The sequence below is a fragment of the Bacteroides reticulotermitis JCM 10512 genome (genome assembly GCF_000517545.1).
GTDB classification, from domain to species: Bacteria; Bacteroidota; Bacteroidia; order Bacteroidales; family Bacteroidaceae; genus Bacteroides; species Bacteroides reticulotermitis.
The window spans coordinates 67819-88190 of the sequence record NZ_BAIV01000005.1; the positions used below are offsets into that span (position 1 = coordinate 67819).

The following is a 20372-nucleotide window of genomic DNA, read 5'->3' on the forward strand; positions in this document are numbered from 1 at the left end:
CGTTTGATGGACACGAATTGTTTGGACTAAGACAACAATTTCCAGCAAAGTAAAGACCGCAAATGCTAAACCATCTAATTTTGTATTTGTTATAGTAAGTAGGCAATGCATCCGTTGCTCCCTCAAATCTTATTTCAAGAATCTATTGGAAATAACAAAGCAAATAAAAATCACATTCAAAACGTTTAAAATATATGTCCCAATTATTTAGTCCTTTACAACTGAGAAAGCTTACAATTAAGAATCGGATTGTAATGTCTCCCATGTGTCAGTACTCTGCTATAGACGGCTTTCCGAATGACTGGCATTATGTTCATTATGTAACCAGAGCGGTTGGTGGAGCCGGAACAATTATTCAGGAAGCAACAGCCGTACTTCCCGAAGGAAGAATCAGCTATGCCGATTTAGGTATCTGGAAAGATGAACATATCGAAGCATATAAGAAGATAACGGCTGCAATTCAAAAATATGGAGCCGTGCCCGGTATCCAACTTGCTCATGCAGGCCGAAAGGCCAGTTGCGATCTGGCAAATAAAGGCGGTGCGCAAATTAAAGAAGGTGCAAACGCATGGCAAACAGTTGCCCCGTCAGCAATACCCTTTCTCCCGTCGGACACGCCCCCTGTCGCATTGTCGGCAGATGAGATAAAAGAAGTTACCAAAGCTTTTAAAGCAGCTGCAATCCGCTCCATCAAAGCGGGCTATAAGATTATAGAAATACATGCGGCACATGGTATTTGATTCACGAATTCTTTTCACCATTGACAAATACAAGGACCGATGCGTATGGAGGAAGTTTGGCAAACAGAGTCCGTATTCTTTTCGATATAATTGATGAGATATTACCTCTTATTACCGATGACCTGTCTTTATGGGTACGCATTTCAGCAACCGATTGGGTCGAAGGAGGATGGGATCTGGCTCAGTCGGTAGAACTGTCCAAGTTATTGAGAGAAAAAGGTGTGGATGTGATAGATGTCTCTACAGGAGGGCTTGTGCCCGATGCGAAGATTCCTGTTGCACCCGGTTACCAGGTTCCATTTGCCGAACGTATCAAGCAAGAGAGTGGAATGACAACCGGAACAGTCGGCCTTCTAACAGAAGCCACGCAAATGGAAGAATTACTGGAAACGGAGAAATGCGATCTGGTATTTCTGGGTCGTAAATTATTGAGAGATCCGTATTTCCCCATAAATGCAGCCAAAGAACTGGACGCTGCGGATATTGCTCCCAGTCCGTATAGCCGAAGACACTAAAAACTTATAACCTTTGTTGCACTTTTATTTGAGAAATCAATGAATTGGGATTCAGATAAAAGTGCAGCATACATTTATTTTAAGGTCTTTTAAAAAAGAATTTGCTGCTTATGTCAAGCTAAGACGTAAACAAATCATATCTTTGCAAATAATTATGAGAAGTTTTATATTAACCATACTCGCTGTATTCTATTTGGTAATGTCCATTGGATTTATCAATTACAATGTCTATTGCCAGGATCGGTTGACGAAAACATCCATGGTTATAAATAAACATACTTGTGATAACTGTTCAACCTGTGCACAAAAGAAATGTAAGAAGGATGGAAGCTGTTGTAAGCATAAAACGGAATACGTACAACTCAAAGTAGACCAAGACAGTTCTTCCAATCATGTCGTTGACATTACACCTCAACAATTTGTCATTTTGGATATTTTTCTATCAGGAAGTTTCCTTCCTGACACTTGCCTTACAAGTCAAGAAACTTATCCGGTCACAAATGCTCCGCCTATAGGAGGACAAAATCCGATTCATATTCTTAACTGCACCTATCTGATTTAAATCTCGTCTGCATTTATCAGAGGGTATAATATCCTTTTTCTATCGGATGTTATTCCTTCTTCTGTATTAGTCTTTTGAACGAAAAGACTAACCAATCATTATATCCAATTTTATAAAAAAGCAGAATATGAACAAAAATATAGTTGTTCTTCTGATGCTGCTTTTGCTATGTAAAGCTATGCCGGCTCAAACCTCATTGAGTTTGCAGGATGCTTTGCGTATAGCTACAGTTAATTATGAAAGCATAAAAGCTAAGAAGAATTACCTGAAGGCATCAGAAGCCACAGAACAAGCAAGCAGACGAGATTATTTACCCGATTTAAAGTTCTCAGCGCAACAGAGCTATGGAACGATCAATGCCCAAAACGGACCCATGTATGGTTTTGGCGGACTTGGAGTCGCATCAACGAGCATGCCACTGGCCGAACAAAACTGGAATTCCGCCTTCGGATCCCTGTATCTGGCAAACATAAATTGGGACTTTTTCACTTTCGGACAAATCAGCAACAGCATCAACCTATCGCGTTTGTCGAAAGAAAAAAGTCATGCCGACTTGCAGCAAGAAGTCTTTCAACACCAGATACGAACAATTTCAGCATACCTGAATTTATTGGCTGTACAGCGGATGGTCTTTGTTCAGCAGAAAAATGTAGAACGTGCGGAAGTGTTCTTATCGACCGTACAGAGCCTTGCCAATAGCGAACTAAAGCCTATGGTAGATGCATCCTTGGCGCAGGCCGAAGTCTCCAACGCTAAGATAACCCTGATAAAGATGCAGGATAAAGAACTGGAACTCTCAAAAGAGATAGCCGTTCTTTTAGGTGTCGATTATACTAAATTCCAATTAGATGATCTGTACGCTAAATCATCACCGACACTACTCCCGTTGGCATCCGAAGGATCGCAAACCCATCCCTCCTTATTATATAAGCAGTCAGTTATTGATCAGAATGATGGGCAGATCAAACTATTGAAATCGCAGAATATGCCCCGGTTCTCCTTGTTTGGAGTCGTACAGGGGCGAGGCTCAGGATTTGACTATAATTACGTGCAGAACCCCTCGGCCTTCTCTCGAAAGTATGCGGATGGAGTTGGAATAGATCGAACGAACTACCTACTTGGGGTGGGCGTGACTTGGAATTTTACATCCCTTTTCCGCAATCATTCGAAAATAAAAAGCCAGCGGTTCACCTCTTCCGCTTTGCTTGATGAATATAAACTGATGGAAAATGAGTTGAAAGCCCAATCTCTCATGGCCGATGGCAAAATTCTCAATGCATTGGATTATAAGAAAGAATCTCCCTTGCAAGTCAAAGCCGCATCAGAAGCCTATCAACAACACTTGGCCCTTTATAAGAACGGGCTGACCACGATTGCGGATCTTACCCAATCTTTCTATAGCCTTCACCGGGCGGAGACGGATAATGAAATCGCGGTTATCAACGTTTGGCAAGCCTTGTTATTAAAGGCTTCTTCTGTGGGAGATCTCAATTTATTCATTCACGAAATCGATCAATAAGCTATGAATTTAATCAGAACTGCATTACGCAAGCCAATAGCCGTATTGGTTTTGGTGATGGGGCTGTTGTTTTTCGGAATAAAAGCCACCCAGGATGTACGAGTAGATATTCTTCCCGAAATGAATCTGCCAGTTGTCTATATTGCCCATTCGTTCGGCGGTTATACACCGAGTCAAATGGAGGGATACTTTACGAAGATGTACATTAACATGATGCTGTTTACCAATGGCATCAAGAACATTGAGACTAAGAATACGCAAGGCCTTACTTTGATGAAGGTTACTTTCTACGAAGATACGGATATGGGGCAGGCAATTGTCGAGATTAGTGCCCTGTCCAATCGGTCGCAAGTCTTTCTGCCTCCGGGCGCACCGGCTCCTTTCATTATTCGTTTTGATGCTTCATCGCAGCCCGTCGGGCAACTTGTATTCAAAAGTGCGAGCAAGACAAATAATGAATTGCAGGATATCGCGAACTTTACGGCCCGCCCGTTTCTCATCGCTATTCCCGGCCTTACCAGTGCACCACCGTTTGGAGGAAGCCCCCGAACGGTTGAGATCAATGTCGATCCTTCAGCTCTGCGTGTGCATAATATGTCACCCGATCAGATCGTTGAGGCGATAACCAAAAACAATATCACTGCTCCGGGTGGTAATGTTCAGATCGGCGATATTAATTATCTGACCCCGACCAACAATACGATTAAGTCTATTCAGGACTTTGAGAATATACCTCTTTTTAAAGGAGATGTTCAGACTGTCTATCTGCGTGATGTCGCAAGCGTCAAAGACGGCGCCGACATCACGACAGGCTATGCCTTGGTCAACGGCAAACGATCCGTTTATATCAATATCGCTAAATCGGGTAAAGCATCGACCTGGGATGTGGTGAAGAAGCTTAAAACTCAGATCCCGGTTATTCAGAAGAATCTGCCGGATGATGTGACCATTTCTTACGAGTTTGATCAATCCACCTATGTAATCAATGCTGTCAAGAGTTTACTTGCCGAAGGGATTATAGGCGCTCTACTCACCGGATTGATGGTTTTACTTTTCCTTCGGGATAGGCGTTCGGCGCTGATTGTGGTTCTTACCATCCCTATTTCACTGATCTCGTCTGTTTTATTTCTTAAGTTATTTGGGCAAACCATTAATATAATGACCCTGTCGGGATTGGCTTTGGCAGTAGGTATATTAGTCGACGAAAGTACCGTGACTATTGAAAATATACACCGGCACCTAGAGATGGGGAAGAAAAAAGCGACTGCGATTTGGGATGCGTGTAAAGAGATTGCTTTTCCGAAACTTCTCATTATGTTGAGTGTATTAGCCGCTTTCTTTCCGGCTCTTACCATGTCGGGCATTCCCGGTGCATTGTTCAAACCTTTAGCTTTGGCGATCAGTTTCGCCATGATCACCTCGTTTCTGCTTTCTCAAACATTGGTACCGGTTCTTTCCAATTGGTTGATCAAAGAGCCGAGTGGCAAAGTAGCACATAAAGAAAATACTTTCGATCGATATAGAGATAAGTTTGTCCACTTTATCGGGAAGCTGATCCCGAAACGGAAAATTATCACATTCGGTTACCTCGTAGTGAGTATCGGCGTTGTCGTTTTATTATTTACTACCATCGGAAAAGATGTACTGCCCGCAGTCAATTCAAGTCAGTTCCAAATGCGAATCAAGGCGCCCGAAGGAACACGGTTGGATGTTACCGAACAAAAGACCCATCAAGTGCTGGATGAGTTGGAACAGATGATCGGGAAAGAACATATAAAGATCACCTCGGCTTTTGTTGGCCAACACTCTTCTACATTTGCGGTCAGTCCCATCTATCTTTATAACGCCGGTCCGCACGAAGTTACGCTTCAGGTTGCTATGAATGATAATCGTCTCAACCTCGATGAACTGAAAGAAGATATCCGGAAACGGTTGAAGGAGAAAATGCCTGATTTGCAGGTATCTTTCGAACCAATTGATTTGACAGAGAAAGTGTTGAGTCAGGGGACGAATAACCCGATAGAAGTACGTTTCGCCGGCATGATGAAGAAACGTAATGAGATGTATGCCAATAAACTTCTTGCCAAGCTCAAAGAGATCGATTATTTGCGGGATCAGCAAATACCTCAATCCTTAAACTATCCGACGCTGAGCATCGATGTCGATCGTGTACGTGCCGCTCAACTCGGAGTGGATATGATGGATATTACCCGTTCGATGGTTGCTTCTACCTCTTCATCCCGTTACACGAATAAGAACTTCTGGATAGGCGGTATGATGAATATGGCGTATGATATTCAGGTACAAATACCCGTTAATGAAATGTCTAGCGTCGATGATTTATCTAATATTCCGGTATCCAAAGGAGCTCTCCGTCCCGTATTGGGAGATGTGGCTACAATCACGCCGGGCAAAGGATATGGAGAAAGCTATAACAAAGGTTCGATGGGATATACGTCGGTGATTGCAAATATTCATAAAAAAGATTTGGGCCGTGCTGCCAAAGATATTAACGCAGCTATTGAGTCGTTGGGAGAAATCCCCAAAGGCTAAATGTCGAAGTTGCCGGAATGTCGCCCGTGCTGGATGATACGATGGACAGTTTGAATGGAGGGCTTCTTATATCAATTGTTGTGATCTTCCTGATGTTGGCAGCTAACTTCCAATCCTTTAAAGTCTCGGCAATCGTATTGGCAAGTGTTCCGGCTGTAATCTTAGGCGCATTGACAATGCTTTTCCTAACCGGCTCTACGCTTAACCTGCAATCTTATATGGGATTGATTATGTCCATTGGAGTGTCTGTTGCTAACGCTTTGTTGCTGATATCCAATGCGGAGGATATTCGAAAGAAGACAGGAGATGCACTGAGTGCAGCGAAACAGGCGGCCGCTTTGCGTATACGTCCCATTATTATGACAAGTCTCGCCATGACGGCAGGTATGCTCCCTATGGCAATCGGCTTTGGTGAAGGAGGCGATCAGACATCCCCGCTGGGACGGGCTGTGATCGGAGGCTTAATCGCTTCTACTTTCGCGGTGCTGGTCGTACTCCCTTTGATTTATGCGTATATACAGAACAAAGCATCCGTAGAATCCGTGTCACTTGATCCGGAAGATGTAGAAAGTAAATATTTTGATAATGAAAATAAATAAAACAAGTCGTATGAAAAAACTATATAATATCCTGCTGAGTGCAGTATGTATACTTTTAATTGGAGCTTGCTCGACAAAAGATAAGAAAGCAGTAGAACAAGCGCAGCCGATGAGTATGCCGATGAGCTTTGAGACAACTAAGTTAGAGAAATCCAATCCGGCCATACCGGTTCGGCTTCCGGGAGAATTGGTAGCCGATCAGGAAGTATTGATTTACGCCAAAGTCCCCAGTTATGTGCAGACCCTTAAAGTCGATGTCGGATCTAAAGTGATGCAAGGCCAAGTCTTGATGACACTGGAAGCTCCGGAGATTCATTCACAATTGGCTTCCGCTCTATCAAAGATGAAAGCGCACGAAGCTGTTTACATTGCCACAAAGGCAACCTATGATCGAACTATTAAAGCTGCTGAAACCGTTGGAGCGGTTTCTCAGGATGCAATTGATCAGGCTACGGCCAGGCGAGATGCCGATGAGGCGCAATACATTGCATCGAAAGCTCTTTATCAAGAAGTAAAGGCAATGGAAAACTACCTCATTATACGCGCTCCCTTCTCGGGAGTGATAACCGATCGTAATACGGATATCGGTACTTATGTAGGCCCTGCGGGTAAAGGTTCGGAACAACCCCTGCTGATTTTGCAAAAAGATGAAAAGCTACGCCTTGTGTTGGCAATCCCCGAAGCTCACACTCCTTATGTGCAGTTGGGTGATACCGTGAGGTTTTCGGCCAAATCTATCCCTCAGAAAGTCTTTATCGGAATTGTTGCCCGTAGAGCAGGCGCTTTAGATACTAAACTGCGAGCAGAACGAGTTGAGGTCGATATACCAAACTCTGACAGGCTCTTATTACCTCGGATGATTGTTGATGCCAATATCACACTTCGCGCTAAAGAACCTACATTCTTTATTCCCAAATCAGCCTTAGTCGATGGCAATATGGGGGTGTATATTATGAAAGTTGTCGAAGGTAAAACGCAGAAAGTATCAGTCCGAAAGGGTCGATCCCAGGGAATGACCGTAGAAATATTCGGCAGTTTGAACGACGGCGATGAGATACTGCTCAAAGTGAGTGAAGAAACGAAAGAAAATATAGTTATACCTACAAAATAGATATAATCATTTGGAAGCGTGTTGGCCTTGAATAAGCCAACACGCTTTTGAATATAAACGATGCAACGACATATCTACGAATCAGGTGAAATTCATCCCGACTTTTACCTGATTCCCAAGTGCTACCATCCAATGCTTCCACGGAACCTCCTGATTTGCAAAATGTAATCTGTATCGCATATTGAATGAAAATCGTATGATTTTATCCAATTATATGATTACATTTGCGACAAAATCGAGCGATATATAATACAAAAGCACGTTATGAAAAGAGTCTCTATTATTATAATTCATTTATCTCTCTTCTTATTTACTCAGCAAATACAAGCACAACAGAGTGCGAACAAGCATAAGCCATCCTATACCGCTATCATGGATACAATTTCCCGAAACGATCTCAGTATAGAAGAAAAGTATAAGTTTACGCAAAAAATCGCTCACTTACCAGTGCGTGAACAGATAGCGGTTGAAGAGGCGATAGCGAAATATGCGAAAGAGGAGACAGATAAAGCTAAGTTTATTACCCTCAACTGTATGATATACAACCAATATAGTGCAATGGGAGAGATGGACGATGCAAAACGGTATCTTGATATTGCCGCCCAATATAAAGATCAAACGTTTAATGTTGATGCGCTGGGAGCCTTATACTATCAAACGGGAAATTACTATTACAGCATAGATGAAGAGAAAAAGGCGCATGAGAATTATTATAAAGCCATATCCTATTATAAACAGTCGAATACAAAGAAGTTCTTTTTGAATTTTTTGTATTATCGGATTGGCAATGCCTATCTATTGAAAGAAGATCTGGGGAGTCTCTCAAAGATCGTCGAAGAGATGCTTGCTATTAAGTTTGATGATCCGTATAAAATCTACTATGACAATATTTACTCCTTTGTGGCATCATACTACCAGATAAAGGCAAACAAAGAACCGCAAGCTTTTCGGAAGAATATGCGGAAAGCTCTATTTTATCTGGAAAAATCAATTGAAATCTATGAAAAGCACAAGAAGACCGCTCCCAATCTGCTGACAGCCCGAAGAATGGCATGCCAGAACCATTTGATGGTGGCAGACATTTATCTAAAGATAGAACCGGAAAACATGAAGGCCATTATGAGTCACTTCAAGCAGGGAGAGACTTACTTGGATAAAGAGCACCCGTCTTCACTTGCAAGATACAAGCTTGTCAAAGCTTCGATCGATACCGAGTAACAGAAACTTCAGAAGGCCATTAGTGACTTGAAAAAAGAAGAAAAAGTGCAATTAACTAGTAAAAACGTAGATAGAGAAAGAGATAAACTCCTCTTTAGTATTTATAAAAGATTGTCGCAAGCTTACGAAAAACATGGTAACTACAAGGAAGCATTGAAGTATGACCAGTTGAAAGATAAGGTCGAAAGCCGAATTAGCGACAGTCAGAAATACCACGAGATAAAAGAATTGAATATAAAATATGAAACGGCGGAAAAAGAGCTTGAAATAAGCAGGCTTAACAAAGAGTTTGAAGCAGCGCAGTACAGACGTATACTTTCTATTACCGGATTTCTTCTTTTGACAATGCTTCTTGCAACCTTATTCCTCTACGAGCGGACCAAAAAACTGAAGAAAAGTAGAGAAGCTCTGCTCATGGCGGATCGAATGAAGCAAAAAGATCTGGAGCATCAGGCTTTTTACAATGAGACGAAGCAATGTTTAGTTCGCAATTACCTCGATGGGCTGGAAGCTGAACGCATCCGTCTCGCCCGCGAGTTGCATGATAACGTATCCAATCAGTTAGTCGTTTTGAAGATGGAGATTGAACGAAGAGAAAAACTTCATCCTATTGCCCAATCGGTAGCGGATCTACATACGGAGGTACGTAACATTTCCCACGGGTTAATGCCGCCTGTTTTTCAATACGCCACTCTTTCCGAGATAATCAAAGACTACGTATATCAACAAAATCTGAAAGGAAACATCCTCTTTACCGCTGTCATTAGTCCCGAAGACTACAATTGGGAGACAGTTCCCTCCGAACTCTCGATAGAAGTATATCGCATCCTGCAAGAAGCTATCGGTAACGCGATCAGGCATGCGGAAACCGGAGAAGTAGATATTGTGTTGAAGGTTGTCGATGGCATATTGATGCTTGACATTGCAGACAATGGTAAGGGGTTTGTCGTTGGCGAGCAGAAAGCGGGGTTGGGGCTGCGTATCATTGAAGAACGTGCCGAAGCCATCAACGGCACCTTAGAGATTCAGTCGGAGATCAACAAAGGCACCGTTGTCAAACTGCAAGTGGCTTTATAATCCCGTTTGCTATTCTCACTCGTCAATAGCCAGAAACCCGTTTGCAATAGCCTTGGAAACTAATTCTGCTGCGCTGTTTACATCGAATTTGCGGAAAATATCTTTGCGATAAGACATAATGGTATTCTTTTTATAACCAAGTTGTAGAGCGATCTCTTCCGACGTTTTTCCTTTCGCCATTAACTGTATGATTTTTAAATCCGTTGCATTAAACTTCTCAAAAAACAAGTGAGAGTCATGCGTCGGTAAGCTACAGCTGTTCTGCAAATATTTAAGGCGTTGGCAATAATACTTGCGTCCATCCATAACCTGCTCTATAGCCTTTTTCAACACATCGAGCGGATAGCTTTTAAGAACGATGCCGTCTACGTCATACTGAATCAAACGCTTCACCACCCAAATCTCCTCACGCATGGTATGGACTATGATTTTGGCGGAGGGATATATGGCTTTAAGCTGTTCGAGAAGCTCTGTCCCATCGATATCTTTTAACCCTAAATCTAATATGTAGAGGTCATAAGGGCGCTTCCGAACGTGTTGCAAGAATGTTCGACCCTCTGTAAACAAGAATGTCTGCGCATTGGCTAGATTATCTCTCAAATAAGAGGCAACTCCCTGAAGCACTGATTCATGGTCGTCAATTATAGCCAAGCTTATTTTATCCGTTAGTGTATTGTAAGCATGCATTTGGTCTCAATGAATAATAATATTTATTATATAATTTTCAAAAGTACAAATAAAAAAACGAAAATACACCCCTAAATAGGGGTGCATTAATTCGGTTTGTATGACAAACTTTGCACACATAATCAAATATTGGAAAAAACATTTAAATATAACAAGTTCGCGTGCTCTCTCTTGCCACCCATATTATAAGTTCTTTGTTATTGGCGCTTCTAATAACTGTTGTTCTCATATTCGTATGTATATGGGTGATGAAACTGTTATTTCCACGTCGTTCACTCCATATAGACATTGGCTTTATTTTGGGTATGGGCGTGCTTAGTCTTATTCTATTTATCCAGAGCTTTTTGTTTTGTGGGGCAGGTTATGCCAAGAAGTACGTGGTACAGTAGAAACTGCGATACAGGCTGCGGTAAATATAGAGGAAAATGGGATCGATTTGAACAGTAAAGAAATCGAAGTTGTGAAAACAACGATTATCAATGAATATCCCTTACTGAAGCGGTATATAAAGAACATGAATGAATCTGAATTCAAAGATGGCTTCACCAACATAGTCTCTCCTGTCTATTCACTTATTAATAAGTATATGTGGCGACGTGTACTGTGGATGGTGGGAGCATTACTAGTTATCGGAGGCACTCTTTATTATAAAGAGAACAAAGAGCAGCAAAGGGCTGATTATTTAAGAAACAGGCTATTAAATTTATAAAAACAAACGTGCGATGGATATAAAAGAGAATCACATCCTTGTCGGATTAGGAGGGACAGGGGGTAAAATCCTTAAAGCTTTTCGTAAAAGGCTGTATCAGGAATATAATGCCGATGATAGGGCTGGGTTACCGGTAGGTTATGTATACATAGACTCTACCAGAGAGATGATGCAACCTAATGACGTCACATTTCGGGTATTGGGGCAGGACGCCTCTTTCAACGAAAGTGAATTTGTTTTTATTAAAGGTGTAGACTTGCATAGCGTCTTTAGCAACCCCAGTGGATTTCCGGGGTTGAAAGGATTTATCGGTGATCCCGAAGTGATGCAGAAAACAATAGGCAGTGTAGATGCCGCAGCGGCTCAAAAGCGGCGTGCCGGCAGAATCCTGTTTGGTAGTTCCGTGCAAAGCTATATTAATACCCTGAAAGGTCAATATACCAAAGTAAAGGCGATTAGCAGTACTACCAGTCTGAATATTCATATATTTACCGGTTTGGCCGGGGGAACAGGTTCCGGTTCTATTATAGATGTAATCGCTCAAACACGCAATGAATACAGAGATGCTAATATCGTACTCTATTGCATGGTGCCCGAACATACTCCTCCCGGGTCTTCGGATGCGGGACGCTATCATGCAAACGGATATGCTGCTCTGTTAGAGATCAACGCGTTGATGACTAAAAAGTATATGCCCTACGACGTGACGGGAATCAACGAGCGCGTTCCTTTAGAACATCTCAAGAAGGTAGTAGATAGTTGTATCCTTTATAGCAATGAAAATGAGAACGGGCTGACCGTTGAATCACATAAACAATTGCCGATTATCGTTTCGGACTTCCTGTACAATCGCATCTTCTTAACGCAGAATGATACAACGGAAGAATTCTTGCGTGCGTATAGCCTCGAGAATATTGAAGACTTTCGCAATGAGAATAGTGAGAAAGTAAAAGAAGGTGTAGTCGATATTGTTCGTTCCAAGGCTTTCAGCTCATTCGGTATTAAGAGAGTGGTCATTCCGGAAGAGGAAATAGTTGAATACTTCACTTACTCTTTTGGCCGACAAGCCCTTTTGCAGCTACGTTTCAATAATTGGAATGATGACATGGGCTTCCGGGATACGCCTGCCAATATCGACTTTCATTCGTTTGTGAAAGAAGCGGAACAATTGGAGCGTTGGAGACTGACGGATAAACATTTGACTTTAGATAAACCGATCTTAGAATCCGACCAAAAAAAGTGGAATAGCTTCGCCGATTATTGGGGAGGTGTAATTCCTGTGTGGACAGAAGAAGCCAGTCGGCAGAAAATACCCTTGAACGAACTGGAAAAGTATTGCTCGGAAGGGTACGATAAGTTTTTCCGTAAAGTGGGTGTTAAAAACTTCTTTGAGGGGAAGACACAAGCGAAAGAAGAACATGCCAATGAGATCTGTACGCTGATTGAACAGTATATGTTCGACAAATGGTGTACGGGTGATTTGTCTTTGTATAATTTATGCCAGCTAATAGACCGCATTATTGAAAGTACGGACTTGAGGCGTAAAGAGTGTGAAGGAAACATTTCCAGTTGGAATCAGACCATCGAACAATTGGAAAAAGCGAAAGCGATGAGCCAGTTAGATTGGTCAAGTAAAGGTTTTATCGGTGGTCTTCTTTCTAAAAATAAATTAGTTCAGACGCATGCCACAATCATGCAGCAGATGTATATTAAGAAGAGTGAAGTAGAAGGATTACACTTCGCTGTCTCTATGTTGGGAGTGTTGTTGAATAAGCTGAATGGATTGAGAGGACGGATCGAACGTTTTGTGAATGTAATTAACGAAGCGTTGGACGATGCCGATAAGCAAATCGGAGGCCGTTGTCAGGATCAGGGAGCTATTTCCAACTTACAGGAGACGATTATTCGCTTTTATGATAACTCTGCTGTACAAAAATTCACGAAAGATGTGGTTAAGGACAAGAACCGTCAGAAGTCAATCTCGGATGAGTTCCGTCAGGAACTTGTAAAGATGATCGGTTCCGACCAAACATTTGCTCGCGCCAATGCGGCTATCTCAACTGATAATATAACCACCCTATTAGATACCATCGTACGCCGTAAATCCATTATTATTCACGATGAGATCTTGATAGAAAACAATGAGAAGCTAATCAACCGCAATATTCTCGAACAGTTGAATGAGCAATATCGTTCGGATGATGACTTGAGAGCTTTTGCCAAGAAAATCATTGAGCAAAGCGGTGTATTCTTAACCTTTAGTCCGACGGAGAACAACCGTGCGATAAAGAATAATCCGATTCCCCAACCGGGATTGAATATTGATCGTAAGATCGTATTGATCAACTTGCCCAAAGCAGAGGGAAATGAACAGATACAGAAATTTGCCGGAAAACTAAAAGACGCATTGATTAATGCTGTCACCGGTGGGGTACAAGTAAAAGTCGATATGAATGGAGTTCTTAAGAATGAAATGACCATTGCTTGTATAACCTACTGTTTCCCGATACGCGTTTTAAAGGAACTTCCTTTCATGAAGGAAAAGTATGATTATTTGGTAACCAATCCCAATGAAGCACGTCAGAATCGTACCGTATTACACACCGAAGGAACAGGTGAATCTTTCCCGAGTTTGTTCGTAGCCAACGACATACTACCTTCTGAGTTGCGTAAGATCTATACACCTTATCTGATTTTAGCATATGCGTTAGGAATCATCAAATATGCCGACAAGCAAGATGGTACCGGATTGAGCGCGTACGGAACAGTCGAAGAAGACGCTTTAGGCTTGGAGGTTCTAGAGCCCATGGCCGATAAGTTTATTGACATACCGTTTTGTGATAAGTTCAAAGAAGAATTCGGTGAGGACTTGAAGGCGAAATTTGCAACAGCTCTGAAAGCGGATTATCTACATGTTGAAAAGCGTAAAATGTTGGTGACCGAGATTCAGGGACTCATTAAGAATGTCATCTTACCGGAATGTGGCAATAACCAGGGAACGGAACAGTTCCTCTTCTTTAAGGATGCCGCATTACAAGCGATTGAATTGGTTAAATAATAGATAAATAAGAAGATAAATTATGGCACAAAATAATGCTATGGTAAGGAAGGGTAAATGCTTGAATATCGGCAACTGTAATAAAGCAAATTCCAAAGAGATCGTTGACGTCAATATCGGTGAAGACTTTGTATGCCCCGATTGCGGCGGAGATCTGGTAGAAGTTAAAGCAGTTAAGTCATCCCTTGGATTGATTATTGGCGGAATCGTTTTAGCTTGGCCATTGTTGGCGCAAGCGTCTATTTCTTCGTGATAAAAGGAGACGATCCGGCTGCATTCGATGGAGGAGAAGTTGTGGTTGTCGATTCTGTTGACGTAGATACTGATACTGAAACAGAGGCAGAAGATACGACCACACTTGATCAGGAAACTCCGGAAGAGGTGATTGAGGAAGTAGAACCCGTAAAGCAGCCTGTTGAAATAGAAAAACCGGCTCCAACAGGAGGCGTTGTCACAAAAGACCTGGGTTATGCTGTTTGGATCGGCAAAATGAAAAATGGTAAGCCGCATGATGTGCAGGGAACTTTGAAGTTTAAAACCAACCATATCATTGATACTAGAGATGACAAAGGACGTACGGCTGGTCCCGGTGATCAAGTTATCGGAACGTTTGAAGATGGACATTTGACAAATGGGAAATGGTATAAAGCAGATGGTAATGTGGAATCGATAATTTTAGGTGGAATTTGATGCGATTAAAACTATGGACAGCACTTTTATGCTGCTTGCTCTTGTCAAAAACGAGCTATGGGCAGCATAAAACATTTGAAAGTAAGGAGCTGCGACAAGCAGCTTCCTTGCTTTCGAAAGAAAACCCGTATGCGGAAGTGCTGTATCATTTTACGGAAGATTATTTGAATCAATTGCTTGTGTTAGGGGAAAAAGAACGCAATTGGAAGATGGAGGCCGATGATGTGCGGATTGAAGAGGGAGGACTGGAAAAGCTGCGACTGGTTAGCGGACAAACAGCACTTGCCATGTCCGCCAAAGACAATCGCTATACAGTCGAACTGACTAATGGCAAGATTGTCTTGATTCGGCTTTCCTGCCCGATGTCTTATCAACTCATTACCCGTAAAAAGCTGAAAGAACTCGAAGCCGAATACCTGACGGAACTTGCTGCATTTCGTGTTCCGGCAAGTAAGGCTAGCCCTGAAGTCGATAAACGAGATCTTCAGAAAATAGCTCCTCAATTGTACTTACAGCGAGGAACTGATTATTTTTTGGAATCGATCAACAACAATCTGTATTATGTAGAAGAAAAGGGAACCCCGGCGTTGGCCTATGATCCCGCTATATAGCCGAAAGTATTTGCAATATGTTTCTTTCCGAGGCAACTCCCTGCGATGTATCACTTAAATTGACGGTGCGTCAATACGGATTTAAGAGAGATGAACTAAAACTGCCTTTGAAACAGTGGATCGCATACAACCGGAGTAAGCAATGTGATATCTATGTGGGGGTTGAAAACATCGGAATCGATAAGTTGAAAGTGTGCGTGTTTGTCGTGAATGAGCACTTCAAGTACAATCACGTTTTAAATGCCGAAATACCTTATACACTGTTAGGCGAAAAGAAGGGAGATGTTGAGGCCGATATTACCATATTCATACCTACACACAATCTTAAAGCTCTTTTTGAAGAATTGAATTTAACTAAAAAAACAAGATAGTCGATGAAAAAGACCGTATTGCTTCTGACTGCATTGATCTGCGTGACTGCGGCGTGGGGACAAGACGCTTCTGCGGAAGTTAAGAAGCACATTAATAAAATTAAAAAGTCACAGTCGTACCTTTCGGCTGAGGCCACCCTCCCCAACGAAGAGGACGCCCTGAAGACCGCTAACGAATTATTAGTGGCCGAAATCAACGAGTGGGTGAAAACCAAGCGGAATAGCGATAAGGTGCAACAGATTGTGTTGCAGGATATCAGCTCATGCTCCGACAAAATGAACATGAAACGGGGAGCCAATGTCCGTGCATTCGTTTATGTGAAGAAGTCCGACATTGTATTGATCAAAGGAGAGGGACAAATCATCCTGAGCGATAATGAAAAAGGAAACGATTTGCAGGCCTTGTCCGATATCTCGGAACCGATGAAGATCGAAAAAGAAAAACCCGTTTCAAAGAAAGATAAAGATAAGATCGAGAGCGCAGTCATTGAGAAGATCGGTGCGGACTCCAAAGAGACTAGCTTGAATGCGGTTATGGGCGCGAAAAATATGACCGATATGAAAGCTGTTTTTGCCGATCTGAAAGCAAAAGACGCCATTCAGTACGGAACCTATCCGTCGGACGAAGTGTCAGGCGATTATCATCTGTTGTTTTATACCCGTGCCGGAGACGTGAGAACCGTTGTTTCGGTGAAGAATGGGATTTTGTCCGATCTACATACACAGCAGGAAGTGAATCTATCGGACTTTAGTGGTTGTGGAGCGTATTGGTTTAATTTGAAATAAGATCAAGGAAATGAAAAGAATCTATTTAATCGTATTAGTTTTAAGCCTATTCCACGCGTTCCCTCTGTTGGCACAAGATGCGGTTCAGTTAGTTATACGTGATGGTATTGAGGGAGGAATGAAAAGCAAGATTGAAAACACATCGACCGCTTTACTTTCTGAAATAAATTCCGCGTTTAAACAAAACCGAAGCTTGAATACGGCTCAGTTGAATATGACTCAGCAAGCGCGCGAAGGGCTCGCCGCTCTATGGGAAAACGTACACTTCTACTGTGACGACTCCGAAGTGGTACAATCTTGCCTCAATGCGTCGGGTGGTTATCAGGTTCGGCAAATACCCTTGATGTTGCGCCCCGATGATAATTCGGCAACAGCCGACGATGAATATCAGGAAGGCGTGATCAACTTCGATCGCAACGGAACCATTACCCGTTTTAACCTGACCATCGGAACAAACATCTACCAGAATGTGATGAAGCGGGGACAGACTGTGCAGGAAGTGGAAAGACGGCAACAAATATTGAGCTACGTGGAGCACTTCCGTACGGCTTATAACGAAAAAGACCTTCCTTTTCTTGATCGCATCTTTAGTGATGATGCCTTGATTATCACGGGCACGGTTACCAAGGTGAAAAAGACCGATGGTAGCGGCATCACATATAACAAAGTCAGCTATAAAAAGCAAGGTAAACAAGAATATTTGAGCCGCCTTAAAACAAGCTTTGCAGCTAATAAATACATCAATGTCCGTTTCGATGATGTGAAAGTGGTGAAGCATCCTACCAAAGAAGGATTCTATGGCGTCACAGTGCATCAGCTATATTCCAATAGCAGTGGTTACAGTGATGACGGTTATCTGTTTCTGTTGTGGGATTTCCGCGACTCCAACAATGTGCAGATACATGTGCGTACCTGGCAGCCTCGTTTTGTAGCGATGCCGAACTACCCAAAGAAGATATATTTACAGCCGGTGACTTTGAAATAGAACTGTAAAAAGGAAGGGACAAACCTAGTAAAATGAAAATATATATGCGTCGAAGTATGTTGTTGATATTCGTATTGACAGCAGGGCTTTTACAAGCTCAAAATAACCTGATAACGTATTCGGAACCCCAAGAGGTAGCCGGCGTAACTATTTCACCTACTGCTACAAAGGTGGTAATTATCTCGCCGAACAAAGACTTGAGCCTCACTCATTCCATGGGACATGAACGGGGCGAATTGGTCGGCCGCGAACCGAATGGAGAATACCGATATGAACTGACACACAACCTGAACGAAGATGAGCAGGACGATGGGTTTTGCAAAACAACCGTAACAGTCTCCGTAGCTCAGGGCAGTAAAAGCAGTGCGTTGGTTCTTCGGGCAGGTAAGTGCTATATGGGTACTTTCGAGATTCCCTTTAAATTTTCCTGCGTAGACGAGAGCAACGATAAAGCCGTTTACCCCTATGAAGGCAAGGCGAAGGTTTCTTTTACATCCGAAGAAGCCGATCTGCAAATCAAGTTCAACGGAACAACTGTCGTCGAAGACGGAAAACCTCTTCAGTCCCTTGGCTATGTGGAAGTACAGGTGAGCAAGGAGAGTGGCAACTCTGGCCTAACTGTTTATGAATTGACTTTTGATACCAATAGCGAAGCCGCTGGCACCTCTCAGTTCAAAAGACCGACTTTTGGCCTGCGTAGTTCTTTCTCAAATACGTTGGAAGTGCAGTTGCGCGAAGGGGCTCAACTGAATGCCAAAACAATGTTTAAATACCGGGTGCTGTTGCAGTTGGTCGAAACAGTTATTAAGACTAAAAAGGTACTCACCTCTGCCACTATGCAGCTCATGCTAATGCCGAACAAGCCTCGAAAGACCGGAAGTTTGTTGCTGCTCAGGGATTCTATCAACAAGCTTTAGACTCTTTGGGTACTGATGGCGACGTGGCCACGACCCGAATTGCTTTGGAGGAAAACATCACCCACATGACCGAGTGTACCGAGTGGGATCAAAAAGCGGCTAAGTATATGCAGTATATCAAGCAGCTCAAAGAGTCCGAGAGTACAGATAAGATGAGTACCATCGAGGAAGCGTTTCAACAAGCGTTGGTTTGCTATACCAATCTGGATCGGCTGCATCCCAACCCGGTCTACAAGACCTTTATTTCGAGAATAAACAAATCACTGGAAGCGTTCAACTTTATTGTTATTGAAGGTACTGTGCGCGATCGGCGAGACAATACCAAGGTGGTGGCCGGTGATGTCGATATTTACGGCGTTCATTCCCGTACATTTGATAGAAGCATGGAAAAGAAAGCCCAGGGAACTCTTCTCGGCGCAATAGATGCTACCGGAAAGTTTCGTGTGCAGGTAGATAAAGGTACCTACTTGGGACTACTCTTCGTCCCCACCTCTGCGAATAAGGTATATGATAAAAACGGTTTTGTCTCTTTAGAAGAGCAGAAGCATTTGAAAACAACGGTTTATATTTCTGAGTGAGACATCCTATAAATAAAATCATTTAAATTTATTTCGACATGAAAAAGTTAGAGAAAATCGCATCGTTCTTGATGATTGCCATGCTGCTGCTTCCTTGTGGAATGCAAGCGCAAAAAAAGGAGAAGAAAGAGAAAAAAGAAAAAAAGAGTTTCGTTTGGGAATTGCCCGCGTTAACGGAGAATAAGGACTTTGATACGTATTTGTTGACTTGCGATACGCTATATACGCGTATTCAGGCGTACAACGACAGCATTGTCTATTATAAAGTGGTGCAATCCGACACTGGGCAGAAAGACGATGCCGGGCAACCTCTTTATCAGTATGCTATTGTTGATGATGAGGCAATGCACGCAATACCGGACGTGCACTCTTACAGTACACTGATTTCATTCTGACCGGTACCAATATCGCACTCGACTGTACCAATCTAACGTTGCTGACTACCTTAGCTACAACTGCCCTACCTTCATTGGGCTTGAATGCCTTCTCTTATGCCAAGCATTTGAAAGCGGGTCCTAAAATTGTCGGAATGGGTGCTAAAGAGATTGGAGAAATCACACGTTCGTGTAAGACGCAAGCCAAGGCCATCCGCTCTTTGAAGAAGTCGTCTACCAATACCGGCGATAACAAGGATGTGGTTATGATCTCCAGCCAGGTACCCGAAGGAGTCGAAATAATTCAAAAGACACAGGAAGAGATGGATTTATTGGTAAACAACGCTGTGAAAGAGGATGTTGGTGGTGCCGATGAAATCGATGATAGCATCTTTGATTAATACAAATAACGCTGAAGTTCTTTGCAAACATAGATTCATTGAGATTAAGGATAACTGGGATGTTTTCTTAACTCAGAATTTATAAAAGCGGAGAGCGATCGGAGAAAGCACTATTCAAAAGAATGTGCGCGTAAAAAGGAACTGCAAGTAGAATTACTTGTGGTTTTTTTACTTCGTTAAAGGCTCGTTTAGGGATGGTTTTAATATTTTCCGGGGATGTTTTATGCTCTTTATCTCATGGATAAGGGGTATTTACAAATAGTTACTTTCGGCTTGAGGGGATAGACCGAATTTGCAGAGGGAGTTTAACT

General features: G+C 42.4%; 18 protein-coding genes and 2 pseudogenes. 19 read left to right on the plus strand and 1 reads right to left on the minus strand.

Going from position 1 to position 20372, the window contains the following annotated elements; genetic code table 11:
* Positions 1-254 precede the first annotated feature (254 nt).
* From JCM10512_RS04075 to JCM10512_RS04105, 7 genes and pseudogenes are all read left to right on the plus strand, one after another.
* Positions 255-1255, plus strand: a pseudogene (locus JCM10512_RS04075) (NADH:flavin oxidoreductase/NADH oxidase).
* A 154-nt stretch (positions 1256-1409) separates the two neighbouring features.
* On the plus strand, positions 1410-1817 hold the full coding sequence (locus JCM10512_RS21175) for an HYC_CC_PP family protein (protein WP_148298257.1): 408 nt from the start codon (positions 1410-1412) through the stop codon (positions 1815-1817).
* A 127-nt stretch (positions 1818-1944) separates the two neighbouring features.
* Positions 1945-3336, plus strand: coding sequence for a TolC family protein (locus JCM10512_RS04085; RefSeq protein WP_044160661.1), 1392 nt, complete (start codon positions 1945-1947; stop codon positions 3334-3336).
* A 57-nt stretch (positions 3337-3393) separates the two neighbouring features.
* Positions 3394-6488: pseudogene (locus JCM10512_RS04090) on the plus strand (efflux RND transporter permease subunit).
* Between the two features lie 10 nt (positions 6489-6498).
* On the plus strand, positions 6499-7599 hold the full coding sequence (locus JCM10512_RS04095) for an efflux RND transporter periplasmic adaptor subunit (protein ID WP_044160894.1): 1101 nt from the start codon (positions 6499-6501) through the stop codon (positions 7597-7599).
* Between the two features lie 264 nt (positions 7600-7863).
* Positions 7864-8817 carry a hypothetical protein gene (locus JCM10512_RS04100; RefSeq protein ID WP_148298258.1) on the plus strand — a complete coding sequence of 318 codons (954 nt, stop codon included), beginning with the start codon at positions 7864-7866 and terminating at the stop codon, positions 8815-8817.
* Between the two features lie 111 nt (positions 8818-8928).
* Positions 8929-9894 (plus strand): sensor histidine kinase, encoded by a 966-nt coding sequence (locus JCM10512_RS04105; protein WP_044160665.1) that lies wholly within the window; start codon positions 8929-8931, stop codon positions 9892-9894.
* Positions 9895-9909: 15 nt separating this feature from the next.
* Here JCM10512_RS04105 and JCM10512_RS04110 read toward each other — a convergent pair whose 3' ends face one another.
* Entirely contained in the window at positions 9910-10545 is a 636-nt protein-coding gene (locus JCM10512_RS04110; RefSeq protein ID WP_158332180.1) for a response regulator transcription factor, read from the minus strand.
* A 385-nt stretch (positions 10546-10930) separates the two neighbouring features.
* Here JCM10512_RS04110 and JCM10512_RS04115 point away from each other — a divergent pair, with 385 nt between their 5' ends.
* From JCM10512_RS04115 to JCM10512_RS04160, 12 genes are all read left to right on the plus strand, one after another.
* Positions 10931-11290, plus strand: coding sequence for a hypothetical protein (locus JCM10512_RS04115; protein ID WP_044160670.1), 360 nt, complete (start codon positions 10931-10933; stop codon positions 11288-11290).
* A gap of 13 nt (positions 11291-11303) precedes the next feature.
* Positions 11304-14348 carry a tubulin-like doman-containing protein gene (locus JCM10512_RS04120; protein ID WP_044160672.1) on the plus strand — a complete coding sequence of 1015 codons (3045 nt, stop codon included), beginning with the start codon at positions 11304-11306 and terminating at the stop codon, positions 14346-14348.
* 22 nt (positions 14349-14370) lie between these two features.
* Positions 14371-14601 carry a hypothetical protein gene (locus JCM10512_RS21180; RefSeq protein ID WP_052517091.1) on the plus strand — a complete coding sequence of 77 codons (231 nt, stop codon included), beginning with the start codon at positions 14371-14373 and terminating at the stop codon, positions 14599-14601.
* Positions 14598-15038: a hypothetical protein gene (locus JCM10512_RS04125; RefSeq protein WP_052517092.1), complete on the plus strand. Its 441-nt coding sequence runs from the start codon at positions 14598-14600 to the stop codon at positions 15036-15038. Before JCM10512_RS21180 ends, JCM10512_RS04125 begins: the two co-directional genes overlap by 4 nt.
* A gap of 41 nt (positions 15039-15079) precedes the next feature.
* On the plus strand, positions 15080-15649 hold the full coding sequence (locus JCM10512_RS21890; RefSeq protein ID WP_081741212.1) for a hypothetical protein: 570 nt from the start codon (positions 15080-15082) through the stop codon (positions 15647-15649).
* A 17-nt stretch (positions 15650-15666) separates the two neighbouring features.
* On the plus strand, positions 15667-16020 hold the full coding sequence (locus JCM10512_RS21895) for a hypothetical protein (RefSeq protein ID WP_081741213.1): 354 nt from the start codon (positions 15667-15669) through the stop codon (positions 16018-16020).
* 3 nt (positions 16021-16023) lie between these two features.
* Positions 16024-16806 carry a hypothetical protein gene (locus JCM10512_RS04135; RefSeq protein ID WP_044160675.1) on the plus strand — a complete coding sequence of 261 codons (783 nt, stop codon included), beginning with the start codon at positions 16024-16026 and terminating at the stop codon, positions 16804-16806.
* A gap of 10 nt (positions 16807-16816) precedes the next feature.
* The gene (locus JCM10512_RS04140; protein WP_244436895.1) at positions 16817-17791 is read left to right on the plus strand and encodes a Cif family virulence factor; all 975 of its coding nucleotides are present in this window, start codon (positions 16817-16819) and stop codon (positions 17789-17791) included.
* A 44-nt stretch (positions 17792-17835) separates the two neighbouring features.
* Positions 17836-18708, plus strand: coding sequence for a hypothetical protein (locus JCM10512_RS04145; RefSeq protein ID WP_148298260.1), 873 nt, complete (start codon positions 17836-17838; stop codon positions 18706-18708).
* Positions 18709-18773: 65 nt separating this feature from the next.
* Positions 18774-19286, plus strand: coding sequence for a hypothetical protein (locus tag JCM10512_RS04150; protein WP_044160679.1), 513 nt, complete (start codon positions 18774-18776; stop codon positions 19284-19286).
* A gap of 38 nt (positions 19287-19324) precedes the next feature.
* Complete coding sequence (locus JCM10512_RS04155) at positions 19325-19681, plus strand: hypothetical protein (RefSeq protein ID WP_148298261.1); 357 nt, start codon at positions 19325-19327, stop codon at positions 19679-19681.
* Between the two features lie 38 nt (positions 19682-19719).
* On the plus strand, positions 19720-20061 hold the full coding sequence (locus JCM10512_RS04160; protein ID WP_148298262.1) for a hypothetical protein: 342 nt from the start codon (positions 19720-19722) through the stop codon (positions 20059-20061).
* Positions 20062-20372: the final 311 nt, after the last annotated feature.